The organism is Corynebacterium frankenforstense (assembly GCF_030211955.1).
Classification (GTDB): domain Bacteria; phylum Actinomycetota; class Actinomycetes; order Mycobacteriales; family Mycobacteriaceae; genus Corynebacterium; species Corynebacterium frankenforstense_A.
In genome coordinates this window covers 1-15806 of the sequence record NZ_JASODI010000022.1, presented here as the reverse complement: position 1 = coordinate 15806, position 15806 = coordinate 1, and the positions used below count along the sequence as shown (strand labels likewise).

Annotated in this window: 12 protein-coding genes and 1 pseudogene; 9 read left to right on the top strand and 4 right to left on the bottom strand. The window is 71.9% G+C overall.

Going from position 1 to position 15806, the window contains the following annotated elements; all coding sequences use genetic code 11:
- The first annotated feature begins 122 nt into the window (after positions 1–122).
- From trpB to QP119_RS10100, 5 genes are all read left to right on the top strand, one after another.
- The gene (gene trpB / locus QP119_RS10120; protein WP_284775849.1) at positions 123–1352 is read left to right on the top strand and encodes a tryptophan synthase subunit beta; all 1230 of its coding nucleotides are present in this window, start codon (positions 123–125) and stop codon (positions 1350–1352) included.
- Entirely contained in the window at positions 1349–2215 is an 867-nt protein-coding gene (trpA, locus tag QP119_RS10115) for a tryptophan synthase subunit alpha (protein WP_284775847.1), read from the top strand. The genes trpB and trpA overlap by 4 nt, the downstream gene beginning before the upstream one ends.
- A 576-nt stretch (positions 2216–2791) precedes the next feature.
- On the top strand, positions 2792–3163 hold the full coding sequence (locus QP119_RS10110; RefSeq protein WP_284775845.1) for a Rieske (2Fe-2S) protein: 372 nt from the start codon (positions 2792–2794) through the stop codon (positions 3161–3163).
- Between the two features lie 187 nt (positions 3164–3350).
- On the top strand, positions 3351–4346 hold the full coding sequence (locus QP119_RS10105) for a bile acid:sodium symporter family protein (RefSeq protein ID WP_284775843.1): 996 nt from the start codon (positions 3351–3353) through the stop codon (positions 4344–4346).
- 149 nt (positions 4347–4495) lie between these two features.
- Complete coding sequence (locus QP119_RS10100) at positions 4496–4807, top strand: hypothetical protein (RefSeq protein WP_284775841.1); 312 nt, start codon at positions 4496–4498, stop codon at positions 4805–4807.
- Positions 4808–4977: 170 nt separating this feature from the next.
- Here QP119_RS10100 and QP119_RS10095 read toward each other — a convergent pair whose 3' ends face one another.
- The 4 genes from QP119_RS10095 to QP119_RS10080 all read right to left on the bottom strand — a co-directional run bounded on the left by QP119_RS10095 (position 4978) and on the right by QP119_RS10080 (position 8395).
- Positions 4978–5334 carry a branched-chain amino acid transporter permease gene (locus tag QP119_RS10095; RefSeq protein WP_284775839.1) on the bottom strand — a complete coding sequence of 119 codons (357 nt, stop codon included), beginning with the start codon at positions 5332–5334 and terminating at the stop codon, positions 4978–4980.
- Positions 5334–6059 carry an AzlC family ABC transporter permease gene (locus QP119_RS10090; RefSeq protein ID WP_284775837.1) on the bottom strand — a complete coding sequence of 242 codons (726 nt, stop codon included), beginning with the start codon at positions 6057–6059 and terminating at the stop codon, positions 5334–5336. Before QP119_RS10090 ends, QP119_RS10095 begins: the two co-directional genes overlap by 1 nt.
- A gap of 264 nt (positions 6060–6323) precedes the next feature.
- Positions 6324–6929, bottom strand: coding sequence for a YqgE/AlgH family protein (locus QP119_RS10085; protein WP_284775836.1), 606 nt, complete (start codon positions 6927–6929; stop codon positions 6324–6326).
- Between the two features lie 23 nt (positions 6930–6952).
- Complete coding sequence (locus tag QP119_RS10080) at positions 6953–8395, bottom strand: CCA tRNA nucleotidyltransferase (protein WP_284775880.1); 1443 nt, start codon at positions 8393–8395, stop codon at positions 6953–6955.
- A gap of 193 nt (positions 8396–8588) precedes the next feature.
- Here QP119_RS10080 and QP119_RS10075 point away from each other — a divergent pair.
- From QP119_RS10075 to QP119_RS10060, 4 genes and pseudogenes are all read left to right on the top strand, one after another.
- Positions 8589–9077: pseudogene (locus QP119_RS10075) on the top strand (NUDIX hydrolase); the annotation flags it as partial.
- Complete coding sequence (locus tag QP119_RS10070; RefSeq protein WP_284775834.1) at positions 9074–11539, top strand: hypothetical protein; 2466 nt, start codon at positions 9074–9076, stop codon at positions 11537–11539. The pseudogene QP119_RS10075 and the gene QP119_RS10070, both read left to right, overlap by 4 nt.
- Positions 11540–11593: 54 nt before the next feature.
- Positions 11594–14971 (top strand): murein biosynthesis integral membrane protein MurJ, encoded by a 3378-nt coding sequence (gene murJ, locus QP119_RS10065; protein WP_284775832.1) that lies wholly within the window; start codon positions 11594–11596, stop codon positions 14969–14971.
- Positions 14972–15177: 206 nt separating this feature from the next.
- On the top strand, positions 15178–15765 hold the full coding sequence (locus tag QP119_RS10060; protein ID WP_284775831.1) for a sigma-70 family RNA polymerase sigma factor: 588 nt from the start codon (positions 15178–15180) through the stop codon (positions 15763–15765).
- The last annotated feature ends 41 nt before the right edge of the window (positions 15766–15806 follow it).

Genomic DNA, 15806 nt, shown 5'->3' with positions numbered 1-15806 from the left:
GGTGAGGGAACCGCCCACGCGGCGCGGCCATCCCGCGCCGCGGCCTGGCCCGGCACCGCAACTCACGCGAAACACACCACAGACCACTTACTTAGAACACACCACGAGACAGAGAGAACACCATGACTGAACGGACGATCGGCGGAAAGACGCTTCTGCCGGCCTACTTCGGCCAGTTCGGCGGCCAGTTCGTCGGCGAGGCCCTCATCCCCGCCCTCGACCAGCTCGAGCGCACCTTCGTCGAGGCCCTCGAGGACGAGGAGTTCATGGCCGAGTACCGCGGCCTGCTGCGCGAGTACCTCGGCCGGCCCACCCCGATCACGCGCTGCCGAAACCTGCCGCTGGACGGCCCGGCCAACATCTTCCTCAAGCGCGAGGACCTCGTCCACGGCGGCGCCCACAAGACCAACCAGGTCATCGGCCAGATCCTGCTGGCCAAGAAGATGGGCAAGCACCGCATCATCGCCGAGACCGGCGCCGGCCAGCACGGCACCGCCACCGCGCTCGCCTGCGCGCTGCTCGGCATGGAGTGCGTGATCTACATGGGTGCCAAGGACGTCGAGCGCCAGCAGCCGAACGTCTACCGCATGCAGCTGCACGGCGCGAAGGTCGTGCCCGTCGACACCGGCTCCGGCACGCTCAAGGACGCCGTCAACGAAGCGCTGCGCGACTGGACCGCCACCTTCCACGACACGCACTACCTGCTCGGCACCGCCGCCGGCCCGCACCCGTTCCCGACGATCGTGCGCGAGTTCCACCGCGTGATCTCCGAGGAGGCGCGCGCCCAGATGCTCGAGAGCACCGGCCGGCTTCCCGACGTCGTCGTCGCCTGCGTCGGCGGCGGCTCCAACGCCATCGGCATGTTCGCGGACTTCATCGACGACGAGTCCGTCGAGCTCGTCGGCGCCGAGCCCGGGGGAGCGGGCCTGGACTCCGGCAAGCACGGTGCCACGATCAACAACGGCCAGATCGGCGTGCTGCACGGCGCGCGCTCCTACGTGATGCGTTCGGCGGACGGCCAGATCGACGAGTCCTACTCGATCTCCGCCGGCCTGGACTACCCGGGCGTCGGCCCGCAGCACGCCTACCTCTCCGAGAGCGGGCGGGCGACCTACGTCGGCATCACCGACGCCGAGGCCCTCGAGGCCTTCCAGCTGCTCTCCCTGAAGGAGGGCATCATCCCGGCCCTCGAGTCCTCGCACGCCCTGGCCTACGCCCTCAAGCGCGCGAAGACCGCCACCGAGGAGCTCAATATCCTGGTCTCCCTGTCGGGCCGCGGCGACAAGGACGTCGCCCACGTGCGCCGCACCCTCGAGGAGAACCCCGAACTCGTCTACAAGGAGAACCGATGACCCGCTACACCGATCTGTTCGCCGCACTGGCCGAGCGCGGCGAGGGGGCCTTCGTCCCCTTCGTGATGGCCACCGACCCCTCCGTCGAGGACTCGCTGCGCATCGTGCGCGAGGTCGTCGCCGCGGGTGCCGACGCCCTGGAGCTCGGCGTCCCGTTCTCCGACCCGAGCGCCGACGGCCCGACCATCCAGGCCTCCCACACCCGTGCGCTGGCCGGCGGCTCGACCGTCGAGCAGGTGCTCGAGGAGATCCGCACCATCCGCGCGGAGTTCCCCGACCTGCCGATCGGCATGCTCGTCTACGGCAACGTGCCCGTCACGCGCGGCCTGGACAACTTCTACCGCGAGTTCCACGAGGCCGGTGCGGACTCCGTGCTGCTTCCCGACGTCCCGTTGCGCGAGTCCGGCCCGTTCGTCCCGGCCGCGCATGCGGCCGGCGTCGACACGATCTTCATCGCCCCGGCGCACGCCAGCGGCACGATCCTCGAGGACGTCGCCTCGCAATCCTCCGGTTACGTCTACGCGATCTCCCGCGACGGTGTCACCGGCACCGAGCTGGAGGCGACGAACTCCGGCCTGGACGCCGTCATCGACGAGCTCAAGGCCGCCGGCGCGCCGCCGGTTCTGGTGGGCTTCGGCATCTCGCGCCCGGAGCACGTGCGCGAGGTCATCGCCTCGGGCGCCTCGGGCGCCATCACCGGTTCGGCGATCACGAACATCGTGGCCGAGCACCTGGTGGAAGACTCCCGCGAGTCGCACTCCCTGCACGACGTCCCGGCCATGAAGGTCGGGGACTGGGACGCTCTGGCCAAAGAGCTGCGCGAGTACGTCTCCGCGATGAAGGCGGCGACCCGCACCGAGTAGGCCGCGTCTCTAGCGCCGGGCGCTGACGCGCCGTCGTGGGCACGGGGGCGCCGGTGACAGCGCCGAGGTGCGACCGCCGGCGCCGTCGATAGTCCCAAAGAGCCCCGAGGTTTCACGTGAAACCTCGGGGCTCTTTTGTTATTCAGGCAGCGGATGGGGCAAGGTAGTGGTCGCCCCTCGGGGGAGCGGGGTCGGACACGTCATGGGTTGGCAGTCAACGGACTCATAGACGGGCGGAGGGGCGAAAGCATCGCCGGGACCGCCGGCAGGGGAGTAGGCTCTCGGTGACTTGCCGGTGACCCCGCAGGGACGGCACGGCAGGTGCGGATCGGCCGGCACGGCTCAACGGGAGGCGCGCGGATACACCTCCGGACGATTCCCGCCACGGAAGCCGCGGCTCCTACCGGGGCAGTGCAATCATTGGGTGCTTCAATATTCGGCGAATGTCAATATCCCGACCGCCCGCGGACGAGTCTTTTCTCTCCGTCACAGTGACGTATTCACAGTTAGTGCCCGCATGTACAGCTTTTGTCACGGACGTTTTCTATTACACGTCCCCGCGGGCATACTGGAATCATGACTCACAAGTGTTCCCGTCGCCTCTTCCTCCTGGGTTCCGCGACCACCTTCGCCGGCGCCTTCCTCGCCGCCTGTGGTTCCAAGGAGCCCGAGGAGGTCCCCGCCGCCGACGTCCCGGTCGGCAGCGCCGTCATCGTCGGTGACTTCATCATCGCCCAGCCGTCCGCGGGGGAGTACAAGGCCTACTCGACTCTCTGCCCCCACGCCAACCAACACATCGACGAGGTCCAGGGCGACAAGGTCCGCTGTCCGGGCCACGGCTCCATGTTCAGCATCTCCGACGGTGCCGTCCTCAATGGCCCCGCCCGCGATCCGCTGACCGAGGCCCAGGTGACCGCAAACGGCGACACCCTCACCGTCACCGACTAGATGCGCCGGGGTGCTCTCCGGCGCCCCGTCCTCTCCCGCTGGTTGATCTCTCCGGCAACCCGCGCCCACCGGGTGCCTCTCCGGCCGCCCGGCATTCCCGGTCCAACGCCCCGGCGGAAGAAGGCATTCCTCCATCCCGGGCGCGAAGGTTCCACGTGAAACGTGACCCGCATCCTACCATGGGGGAGTGAATCTTCTCGACCGTCTCAAACGCACGGACCCGCTGATCGTCCTGATCATCCTGTCCGTCATCATCGCGATCATCCTGCCGGCCCGCGGTGCCTTCGCCGACGCCTTCGACGTCGCCACCAAGATCGGCATCGCACTGCTCTTCTTCCTCTACGGCGCGCGCCTATCGCCCCGCGAGGCGCTGGAGGGCGTGAAGGCCTGGAAGCTGCACCTGGTGATCCTCTGCTTCACCTTCGTCGTATTCCCGATCATCGGCGTGGCTCTCCGGCCGCTGACCACCTTCATCTCCCACGACCTCTACATGGGGATACTCTTCCTGACGCTCGTGCCCTCGACGGTGCAGTCGTCGGTGGCGTTCACGTCGATCGCCAAGGGCAACGTCGCAGGCTCGATCGTGGCCGCCTCCGCCAGTAACCTCGCCGGCGTCTTCCTCACCCCGGTTCTGGTACTTCTGCTCATGACCGGTGGCGAGGGCGGCATCCACATCGATGCCACCGTCTTCCGCGACATCGCCCTCCAGCTGCTCCTGCCGTTCATCCTGGGCCAGCTCTCCAGGCGCTGGGTGAAGGACTGCGCGGCCAACAAGGGCACCAAGATCGTCGACCGCGGCTCGATCGCCATGGTCGTCTACGCGGCGTTCTCCAAGGGAATGGTCGAGAACATCTGGAGCACCACCGGGGTCTGGGAGGTCCTGTTCCTCGTGGTCTTCTCCGTCGTGCTGGTCGCCTTCATGCTGTGGCTGACCCGCTTCGTGCCGCAGAAGATGGGGTTCAACCGCAAGGACACCATCGCGATCGAGTTCTGCGGGACCAAGAAGTCGCTCGCCTCCGGGCTACCGATGGCCTCGGTCATCTTCACCGGCGGGGGACTGGGCCTGCTCATCCTCCCCCTGATGATCTTCCACCAGGTCCAGCTCATGATGTGCTCCTGGCTCGCCGCCCGATACGCGCGCGACAACACCGCCGAAGGCGGCGCCGAGAAGGCGAACGCCTGAGACGCGTCGAAGTGCTCACCGGAGCGCCGGCTCGACACAGCAAGTTGTCGGGCCGGCGCTTCCGTCATGTGGGCGCGTGCCATGCAGACGGTAGCGTGCCCGGAGGCCACCCACGTGAACCCGGGCGCGACGCGGTAGTCTCGGGGCCCATGAGCAAGATCTACGTGCGAACCGAACTGTCCGTCCCCGGCGCCGAGCCCATGGTGCACACCGCCGAGGTCGAGGAGATCGACTCCAAGACGGCCCGGATGGTCCGCCTCGTCCAGCAGACCGCCGAGTTCGCGGTCACCGGAGCCTGGGTCGAAGGCACCCCGCACGGCGAGGTCGCCGTCCCCGGGAGCACCGTCCCGCACCCGGACACCTACTCCGTCTACCCGGATCTCAAGGCCACCCGCCTGGAGGCGAAGGAGTTCGAGGCGCTCTGGGCCGAGGCCGCGGCCATCCTCCCCGGCTTGAACTGAGCCTCGAGACTGAGCCGCGACACCTCACGCAGCAGGGGAGGGGCAGCCGGCCCGGCCCGGTGACACACCGCCTCGGCCGACCGAACCCGTCCCCGACACAAAGAAAGCGGGCCAGTGTTTCACGTGAAACACTGGCCCGCTTTCCGCTGTCCTGCCGAGGGCCCGCAGCCTCAGAATACGAGGTTCACCAGGATCATGTAGGTCGCGGTCCCGCCGAGGATCGACAGGCCCGAGTCGCGGCGCCAGGCGTGCAGGCCCACGGTCACCGCAAGCGCGATGCCGCTCGCCAGCAGACCACCCGGGGCCTCGGCCTGGCCGACGAGCGTGTAGACGACGAGGACGACCATCACGCCCACGGGCATGGTCAGCGCGAGGGTGCCGACGAAGTAGTTGTTCTTCAGCAGCTTCCGGGCGGAGTAGGGCGCCTGCCGGATCAGCACGGTGACGACGCCGACCGGGATGAGCACAGCGAGCACCATGCCGAGGGTGACGTCCGCCGGCAGGCCGGCCACATGGAAGTCGAGCATCACGCCTCACCCGCCTTCAGCTTCAGCGCCTCGTCCAGACGCGGGATGCGGTAGCGCAGGATCAGCAGCACGAAGTAGGCCACCAGCGCCACCACGAGCATCTGGCCCGGCACCAGGACCGCGCCCAGCACGCCGAGGCCGACCGCCGTGATCGGCAGCGACCAGTCGCGGTTGTTGGCGGAGGACTCCCACGCGAGCACCACGAAGAGCGCCGTCAGCGCGAACTCCATGCCCGTGATCCCGTCCGGGATCACCTCGCCGGCCAGGGCGCCGACGATACCGGGAATGACCCACAGCAGCTGGCAGACGATCTGGATCGTCAGCACCCGGGTACCGGAGATGTGTCCCGGCGGGCGCGCGGAGACGATCGCGTAGCTCTCGTCGGTCAGAGCGTAGGTGGAGTAGGCCCGGCCCACCGCGGAGTCGATCTGGTCGCGCGGGTAGGTCAGCCCGTAGAAGATGTGCCGGAAGTTCACCATGAACCCGGTCAGCGCCGCCGAGCCGGGTCCGATGCCCGTGGCGACCAGGTTGATCGCGAGGAACTCCATCGACCCGGCGTAGATGACGGTGGAGAAGATCGGGGTCCACCACCACGCGTAACCGGACTGGACCATCAGCAGCCCGAAGGCGAGACCCAGCGGGATGAGGCCGAGTCCCACCGCCCATGTCTCCTTGATGCCGCCCTTGATCTCCGAGAGTGTTTCACGTGAAACGCCGCTCGGCATGCTCACCACCCCTTCCGTCCTCGGCACACCCCGTCGGCCGCGGACGGGGAGTCACGCCCCGCGCACCGCCGACAGGCGGGATCCGGCGCAGACGTGCGTGACAGTGTACCGCTCGGTTCAGTCCGGCGAGACCTTAGATTCAGGGCGCCCCGATCCACCTTGTCTCAGGCACACCTCAACCCCGAGACACCCCAGCATCCGGAGACGGCCGAGCCCCACGAAACCGAACCCCGAGACCCTCGAACCCGGCGGGGGAGAGGGAACCTAGTTGTCCACCAGATCCGTCGGGAAGGTGGAGAAGAGCGGCAGCGGCATCGGCTGGCGGCGCATCACCTCGGACCACAGATCCGCCCGCGGCGGCGCGATCACGTCGCCGGGAAGCGCCGGGGTGACGTACCAGTCGCCACGCTCGATCTCCTCCTGCAGCTGCCCGGGCGCCCACTCGGCGAAGCCGGCGAAGAGCCGCAGCCCCGTCAGGTCCTCGACCATCTCCTCGGGCTCGCCGCGCAGGTCCAGGTGCACCAGCCGGTTGGCCAGCCGCGTCAGCCGCGGGTTCGCCGCGATGTCCACGCCGGGACGCGTGACCCCCAGGCCGACCACGGACTGCGGCTGCACCGGCCCGCCCAGGTAGATCACCTGCGGCTTGACCGCCGCGGTAACCCACTCGGGCAGCACGTTGGCGATCGCGACGTCGCTGCGCTGCACCAGGTTCACGCCGAAGGTGATGAACTCGGTGTGCTGGACCACCAGCACCACCGAGCGCGCGAACTCGGGCGAGGGCATGCCGGGCGCGGCGACCAGCAGCATGCCGGCCTCCGGCTCCGTGCGCTCCAGCGCGTTGAACAGCCGGTCGGAGTAGAAGTCCTCCACCGCTTGCAGCTCCCTTCGCTCGCTCAGTCGTCGGCGCCCGAGGCGTCGTCCCGGCCGGCCCACCAGTCCTTCAGGCGGGCCACAGCGTCGTCGTGCTCCAGCGGGCCCTCCTCGAGCCGCAGCTCCTTGAGGAAGGACCACGCCTTGCCCACCTGCGGGCCCGGGCCGATCCCCAGCACGCTCATGATCTCGTTGCCGTCGAGGTCCGGGCGCACCTTGGCCAGGTCCTCGCGCTGACGGATCTCCTCGATCCGGTCCTGCAGCCGATCGTAGTTGGCCTGCAGACGCGCCGCTTTCCGACGGTTGCGGGTGGTGCAGTCGGAGCGCACCAGCTTGTGCAGGCGGGGCAGGAGGAGCCCGGCGTCGGTGACGTAGCGGCGCACCGCCGAGTCCGTCCACTCGCCGTCGGCGAAGCCGTGGAAGCGCATGTGCAGGTAGACCAGCTGGCTGACGTCGGAGACCATCTGCTTGGAGTACTTCAGCGCGCGCATGCGCCGGCGCACCAGCTTCGCGCCCACCACCTCGTGGTGGTGGAAGCTGACCCCGCCGCCCGGCTTGGCCGCCCGCGTGGCGGGCTTGCCGCAGTCGTGCAGCAGCGCCGCCCAGCGCAGCACCAGGTCCGGGCCGTCCTCCTCCTGGTCCATCGCCTGGCGCAGCACCGTCATGGAGTGGGCGTAGACGTCCTTGTGCTGCAGGTGCTCGTCCGGGGTCATGCGCAGCCCCGGCACCTCGGGCAGCACCAGGTCCGCCAGCCCCGTGGCCACCAGCAGGTCCCAGCCCAGCCAGGGCGCGCGGCCCGCCATGAGCTTGTCCAGCTCGGCGCGCACGCGTTCGACGGTGATGCGCTTGATCTGGTCGGCCATCTGCGTCATCGCCTCGACCACGCGGTCGGCGACCCGGAACTCCAGCTGGGAGACGAAGCGCGCCGCGCGCAGCATGCGCAGCGGGTCGTCGTCGAAGGAGCGCTCGGGGGCGTCCGGGGTGTCCAGCACGCCGTCCACCAGCGCCTGGAACCCGCCCAACGGGTCATGGAACCGGCAGGAGAAACCCGACGCGGCGTCGTCAAGCAACTCCACGGCCATGGCGTTGACGGTGAAGTCGCGGCGCACGAGGTCGGCGTCGAGGCTGTCGCCGAAGCGCACCTCGGGGTTGCGGCTGACGCCGTCGTAGGTGTCGGCGCGGAAGGTGGTGATCTCCACCTGCTGGTGGGCGACCTGCGCGGAGACGGTGCCGAACTCGATGCCGGTGTCCCACACGGCCGAGGAGTGCGCGGCGAGGATCTCCTGGATGACCTCGGGACGTGCCGAGGTGGTGAAGTCCAGGTCGTGGCCGAGCCGGCCGAGCAGCGCGTCGCGCACGGGCCCGCCGACGAGGTAGAGCGACTCGCCGCGGGCGGCGAAGTCCGCCACCAGCGGCCCGAGCACGTCCTTCAGCCCCAGAACCGTCGCCTCCGCGCGGGCGAGCATCGCCGCCGAACCGGCGGGCAGGGGATTGGCGGCGGGTGAGTCCTGGGAAGTCACCCCTGCAGGATACGATCTACAGATGATGAGTACCAACGACGACCAGCGCCACGGCGGGCGTCGGCGCCGGCGCCGGCGTCGGCCGCGGCCCCAGCAGTCGGACAAGCGGCGGCGGCGCCAACCGCAGCGCCCCCCGATGCCCACGCGCGACGAGACCTCCGCCGGCGGCCTCGTCGTGTCCGGTCTGCGCGAGGCCGTCCACGACGGCGAGGTCGACCTCTCGCGCATCTACGTCGCCCTGATCGGCCGGCTCGACCGCCGCGGGCGCCTGCTGTGGTCGATGCCCAAGGGCCACGTCGAGCCCGGCGAGGGCCCGCACGAGACCGCCGAGCGCGAGGTCTGGGAGGAGACCGGCATCCACGGCGAGGTCTTCGCGGACCTCGGCGTGATCGACTACTGGTTCGTCTCCGAGGGCGTGCGCATCCACAAGACCGTCCACCACCACCTGCTGCGCTTCGTCGACGGCTACCTCAACGACGAGGACCCCGAGGTCACCGAGGTGACCTGGGTGCCCGCCGACCGCCTCATCGAGCGCCTGGCCTACGCCGACGAGCGCAAGCTCGCCCGCCGCGCCCATGACCTCCTGCCCGAGCTGGCGCTCAAGGAGGAGAGGTACACGCCGCGATGAGGCGCCTGGCCGCACTCGCCGTCCCGGCCCTGGTCGCGCTGCCCCTGGCCGCGACCTTCGCCGCGCCGGCCGCCGGGCAGGGCTTCCCGCTGTCCCCGTCCGCTGAGGAGTCGCGCGAGGCGTGGGTCAACCCGGCGGCGCGTGCCGACGAGCGCGAGACCGACCTCTTCGTCGACACCGTCTCCGCCCCGCGCGCCGTGGCCGCCGGCGCGGACTCCGAGATCACCGTGCAGCTGCGCAACGCCACCGACCACGAGCTCGGCCCCGTCAGCCTCACCCCGTTGCGCGCGGGCGCCGTCGGCGACGTCGCCGAGGCGCGCACCGCGCTGGTCCAGGACCGCTCCGCCTACTCGCCCGCCGGGCCGGCCGAACCGGCCGCCGACCTGGGCCCCGGCGAGACCCGCGAGGTCACCGTGACCCTGCCCGGCACCGCCTCCGGGGTCTACCCCGTCGCCGTCGAGGTGCGCGCGGGCGAGGAGGTGACCAGCGAGCGCATGCTCGTCGCCGTCGGCGACGCCGCCGGCGGAGAAGAGATTGACGACGAGCGCGCACCCGCCACCGTCCTGGTCCGCGTCACCGCCCAGGTGGACACCGTCCCCGGCGAGACCGGCGAGGCCCCGGAGACCGCGCCGCTGATCCTGCGCGACGAGTCCCTGGCCGAGGCCATGGCACCCGGCGGGCGCCTCGACGGCCTGCTCAGCGCCGTCGAGGCTCGCCGCGGGGCCCTCGGCGACGGTCTCTGCCTGGCCGTCGACCCCGCGCTCGTCGACGCCGCCGAGCGCATGACCCACGGCTACACCGTCGCCGAGACCCGCCGCTCCCAGGCCACCCAACAGCGCCGCCTGCGCGACTCCTGGTCGCTCGACGACGACTCCACCGGCGAGCCCGGCCGCGGCGCGGACGACGCCGCCGCCTTCCTCGAGCGCCTGCGCGCGCTCGCGCAGGGCTGCACCGTCGCGATGCCCTGGGCCGACACCGACCTCGACGCCCTGGCGCGCACCGGGGACCCCTGGCTGATGCGCGAGGCCCTCCAGCGCGGCCCGGACACCCTGCGCTCCGTGCTCGGCGCCGAACCGCTCGAGGACGTCGTGCTGCCCGGCGCCGGCTACGTCGAGCCGACCACCGCACCCGCCCTGGCCTGGGCGGACACCGCCGAGGGCTCCGCGGCCGCCATCGAGCCGGCCTGGGAGGCCTCGGACGCCCCGAAGTCGGACGCCTCCGGGCGCTCCACCCTCGACGACCCCGGCCTGCCGGCCGCCGGCTCGGGGCTGCCCGACCCGCCCGACCAGACCGTCTCCGTGCTCGTCGCCGACAACACCGTCTGGTCCGCCCCGCGCGCCGGCCACTTCGCCGAGCTGGCCCCCGGCATCCGCGCGGTGACCCACCAGGGCTCGCTGACGGCGACCCTGGCCGGCGTCGGCGAGCAGCCCGTCACCGCCGGCTACGCCAACCCGGACACCCGAATGGACTACCGCCTCGACTCGCCCGTGGCCCGCGAGACCACCGCCGCCGGCGCCGTCGACCTCGCCCTGCGCGGCGAGGACCCCGTGCTGGTCACCGTCCCCGGCCACGCCGACGGCGATGCGGCGGGCGCGATTATCGACGCCGCGGTGGCCGCCGCCGGCGGTACGGTCACCCTCGCCGACTACCTCACCGTCGACCGCGCCACCGGCGCGGACCTCGCCGCCGCCTCCGAGGCCGCCGCGGCCGCCGGTGCCGACACAGGCGAGGGCTTCGGCCCACCGTTCACCGACCCGGGCGTCTACTCCGACGCCGAGGTGCTGCGCGCGACCCAGCAGGCGACCTACACCGACGACCTGACGCGCATCATGGCCAACGACCCCTCGATCGCCCTGACACGCTACGGCTTCACCGCCCCGCTGCGCCGCGACATCCTCACCGCGCTCACGGTGGCGGAGCGCCGCTCCGTCGCCGACTTCGACGACGCCGTCGAGGCGACCGCTGAACGCCTCGGCGGCAACCGGGTGATGCTGCAGGACCTGCGCTCCTCGGTGGAGCTGATGCCTCCGGGCAACGTCTACACCCGCTCCTCGGAGTCCTCGCCGCTGATCATCGTCGCCCGCAACGGCCTGCCGCTGCCCACGCGCACCCGCATCGACTACGTCGCCGAGGGCGACGCCACCCTCAACACCCCCGACGAGGTGCGCATCCCCGCCCGCGGCTCCCTGACGGTGTCGATGACCGCGGACATCCCGGACAACGACCGGCGCACCGACCTCGAGCTGTGGCTCGCCACCCCGGACGGCGCGGCGATCTCCAACCGCGTCGACATCACCGTCCAGACCCGCGCACGCCTGATCGGCGCCACCGTCGCCGGGGTGACACTGGTCGGCGGCCTGGCACTGGCCGCCCTCTTCCGCGCCGGGCGGCGCCACCGCCGCCGGGTGCGCGCCACGGGCGCGCAGGCGCGACGTCGGAAATTAAAGCGCTCCGGGCGATAATCCGGGCGCGTGGCAGTTTCCGTTCGGGTCCCCCGGCGGACACAATGGGGTTTTGTGAACCCCTCTGACAGTCCCAACGGACCCGGGCTGCGCGGCCGCTTCCGCGCCGCCGCCCCGCCCGCCCCCGTGCCGGAGCCGAAACCCGCGGCGGCCGCCGCCTCGGAGACCCCGGACGAGCCGACCGAGGACCGCTCGCGGCTGACCGCCGCGCCGGGCAGCCCCGTCGCCGAGGCCGACGCCACGGCGGGGGAGCGGGGCCCGGGCGACACCGGCGCGTCCGGCAGCGGCGCGTCCGGTTCCGGCTCCGACGACGGCCAGGAGGGCACCTCCGACGCCGACGTCGTGCGCTCGACCGGTTCGATGGCCATCGCCACGCTCTTCTCGCGCATCACCGGGTTCCTGCGCAACGTGCTCATCGGCGCCTCGCTGGGCCCGGCGATCTCCTCGGCGTTCAACACGGCCAACACGCTGCCGAACCTGATCACCGAGATCGTCCTCGGCGCGGTGCTGACCTCGCTGGTGGTGCCCGTGCTCGTGCGCGCCGAGAAGGAGGACGCCGACCACGGCAGCGCCTTCGTGCGCCGCCTGTTCACCCTGGCGTTCTCCCTGCTGGGGGTGGTCACCGTCCTCGCCGTTGTCGGGGCGCCGCTGCTGACGCGGCTGACCCTGGGCAGCGACGGCGAGGTCAACGTCACCCAGTCGACGTCCTTCGCCTTCCTGGTGCTCCCGCAGATCCTCTTCTACGGGCTGTTCTCCCTGTTCATGGCCGTGCTCAACACCAAGGGCGTCTTCCGGCCCGGCGCGTGGGCCCCGGTGGCCAACAACGTCGTGTCCATCACGGTGCTGCTGCTCTACCGCTTCCTGCCCGGCGGGCTGGACCCGAACGCCCCGAGCCCGATCACGGACCCGCACGTGCTGCTGCTGGGCCTGGGCACCACCGCCGGCGTGGTGGTGCAGATGCTCATCCTCATCCCGCCGCTCAAGCGCGCCGGGGTCGACCTGCACCCCCTGTGGGGCATCGACGAGCGGCTCAAGGCCTTCGGCGGGATGGCCATGGCCATCATCGTCTACGTGGCCATCTCCCAGGCCGGCTGGGTGATCACGACCAACATCGCCTCGGCCTCCTCGGCCGCCGCGCCGAACATCTACCAGCAGCACTGGCTTTTGCTGCAGGTGCCCTACGGCATCATCGGCGTGACCCTGCTGACCGCCCTGATGCCGAGGCTGTCGCGCAACGCCGCCGACGGCGACGACAAGGGCGTGGTCCGCGACCTGACGCTGGCGACGAAGCTGACCTTCATCGCCCTGATCCCGGTCGTCCTCTTCTTCACCGCCTTCGGCCGCGACATCGGCATCGCGCTGTTCCACTACGGCGCCTTCGAGCGCGAGGCCTCCGAGCTGCTCGGCCTGACCCTGAGCTTCTCCGCCTTCACGCTGATCCCCTACGCCACCGTGCTGCTGCACCTGCGCGTCTTCTACGCGCGCGAGGAGGCCTGGACGCCGACGTGGATCATCGCCGGCATCACCGCCACCAAGGTCGTGCTCTCCGTGGGCGCGCCGATGGTCGCCTCCTCGCCGCACCGCGTGGTCATCCTCCTCGGCGCGGCCAACGGGTTCGGCTTCATCGCCGGCGCCTTCATCGGCTGGTTCCTGCTGCGCCGCAAGCTCGGGCCGCTGGGCACCGGCTCCGTGCTGCGCACCTCCGTGTGGGCGCTGGCCTCCTCGCTCGTCGGCGTGGCCGCGGCGCTTCTGACCGGCTGGCTCATCGACGTGGCGGCCGGCCCGGTGCTCGCCGCGCTCGGCAGCATCGGCCAGTTGCTGCGCCTCGGCGTCGTCGGCGTCATCTTCCTCGCCGCCACCGGCATCGTGCTCAGCTTCTCCAAGCTGCCCGAAGTGCAGAACCTGGGCGCCCTGGTCCAGCGCGTGCCGGGCCTGCGCCGCCTGGTGCGCGTCGACGAGGAGCGCGGCCTCGAGGTCGGCGAGCCGACCGTGCGCGAGATCTCCGAGCAGTACCTGGTCTCCGACTCCTTCGCCGCCACCCCGGTGCCGCCGCCGATGTCCGCGGGCGTGGTCCGCGGGCCGCGCCTGGTGCCCGGCGCCTCCGTGGACACCGGCCGCTACCGCCTGCTCGCCGAGCACGGCTCGGCCACCGGCGCGCGCTTCTGGGAGGCCAAGGAGCGGGCCACGGGCCGGCGCGTCGCGCTCGTCTTCGTGGACACCTCCGGCATGTCGCCGCTGGCGCCGGCCACCCCGGCCGCCGCCGCGGGCGCCGCCGCCGAGGTCACCCGCCGCACCCGCAAGCTCGCCGGGCTGAACCACCCGTCGATCGCACCGAACGTGAAGGTCTCCGCCTACCGCAACGGCTGCCTGGTCGTCGCCGACTGGGTGGAGGGCTCGCCGCTGAAGACCGTCGCCGAGGAGGGCGGCGCCGACCCGCGCGCCGCCGCCTACGCGCTCAGCCCGCTGGCCGACGCCGTCGGCCGCGCCCACGAGGCCGGCACCCCGCTGGGCCTGGACAACTGGTCACGCATCCGCATCAACACCTCCGGCCAGGCCGTGCTGGCCTTCCCGGCGGTGCTCGCCGACGCCTCCCGCGAGGAGGACACCTCGGCGGTGGCCAGCGCGCTCGGCCTGCTCGTCGACACCGACAGCGCGCCCGAGGACGTCGTCGGCGTCCTGCAGGCCGCCCACGAGGGAGAGACCGACCCGATCGAGCTCGGTGAGCGCCTGCGCCGCGCCGGCCTCGGCGAGACCGACGAAGAACCGGCCGAGCTCGAGGTCCACACCGACGAGGCCCCGACCGTCGAGCAGCGCCCCGGCTTCGGCGAGCGCGGCCTGACGCGCAAGGGCACCGGTGTGCTGGCCATGCTCGTCTTCGGCGCCGTGGTGGGCATCGCCGTGGCCGCGACCTACCTGGCGGGCGTGCTCGGCGACGGCGAGGGCGACGCCCCCGTCAGCCGCCCGGGCACCTCCCAGACCCAGGGCCCGGACCCGCTGCCGCTGGTGCAGTCCCTCGAGTCCGCCGAGACCCTGCCCGACGGCGAGAACGCCCACGCCGCCGTCGACGGCGACACCTCGACCTCCGTCACGCTGGACCGCGGCGAGGGCCTGGAGCTGACCCTCCAGGCGGCCGTGCCGGTGCAGACCGTCGTGGTCACCCAGGGCGACGCGACCGTCGGTTACCGCGTCGAGCAGGTCGCCGAGGACGTCGACGGCTCCGACTCCGGCTCCGGCGACGGCGCCGAGGGCTCGGGGTCCGAGGGTTCCGACGCCGCGCGGGAGGGGGCCGGCGAGCAGCTGGCCGCCGGCGAGCTGCGCGCCGGGCGCAACGTCATCGAGCTGGCCGAGGCCGCCCCGAGCGCCGGGGTGCGCATCTGGTTCGACGGCGACGTCACCGTCAGCGAGGTCCGCGTGGTCGGTCAGCGCAGCTAGTGCGCGCGCTCGCCCGCACCGCGGCCCCGCCCGCACCGCGAACAGGCCCGGCTCCCCGACGGGGGCCGGGCCTTCGCCGTGCGTGGGCCTTCGCCGTGCCCGGGGCGCCCGGAGCCGTGACCACCGCACTGGGCGGGCCCGCCGGGCGCGGGCGGCCGGCACGCGGTTTACTGTCCGCGTAACAAACATTTCGGGGGGAATCACACATGGACCAGCACACCGACGTGCAACTCGTGCGCTCGTACCGCACCGGCGAGAAGGGGGCCTTCGCCGAGATACTCAACCGACACCACCGCCGCATGCAGGCCGTCGCGCGGCGCTACGCCCGCCGCGAGGAGGACGTCCAGGACATCCTGCAGGACGCCTACCTTCGCGCCAGCCAGGGGTTGGACGGCTTCCGCGCCGAGGCCCGCCTGAGCACCTGGCTGCACCGGCTCGTGACCAACTCCGCGCTCGACCACATCGGGCGTGCCCGCAACCGCGTCGAGACACCCGTGCTCGACGAGGACGCGCACCGCCGCCTGGGCATGCGCCACGACCCGATGCACCGCGCCGAGCTGCGCATGGCCGTGCGCCGCGCGCTCAATGAGGTGACACCCGGCCAGGCCGCCGCCGTCGTGCTTGTCGACGCCGCGGGCTACAGCGTCGCGGACGCCGCCGCGTTGCTGGGCGTCGCCCCGGGCACCGTTAAGTCGCGGGCCTGGCGGGCCCGCGAGCGCCTGCGCGAGGTGCTCGACCCGGCGCTGGCCCGCGACGACTCCACGGCCGCGCGCCCGGGCCAGCTCGTCGCCTGAGGCGCGGGCGCCGGCGGGCGCCTCCGGCGCCCGCCCACGGT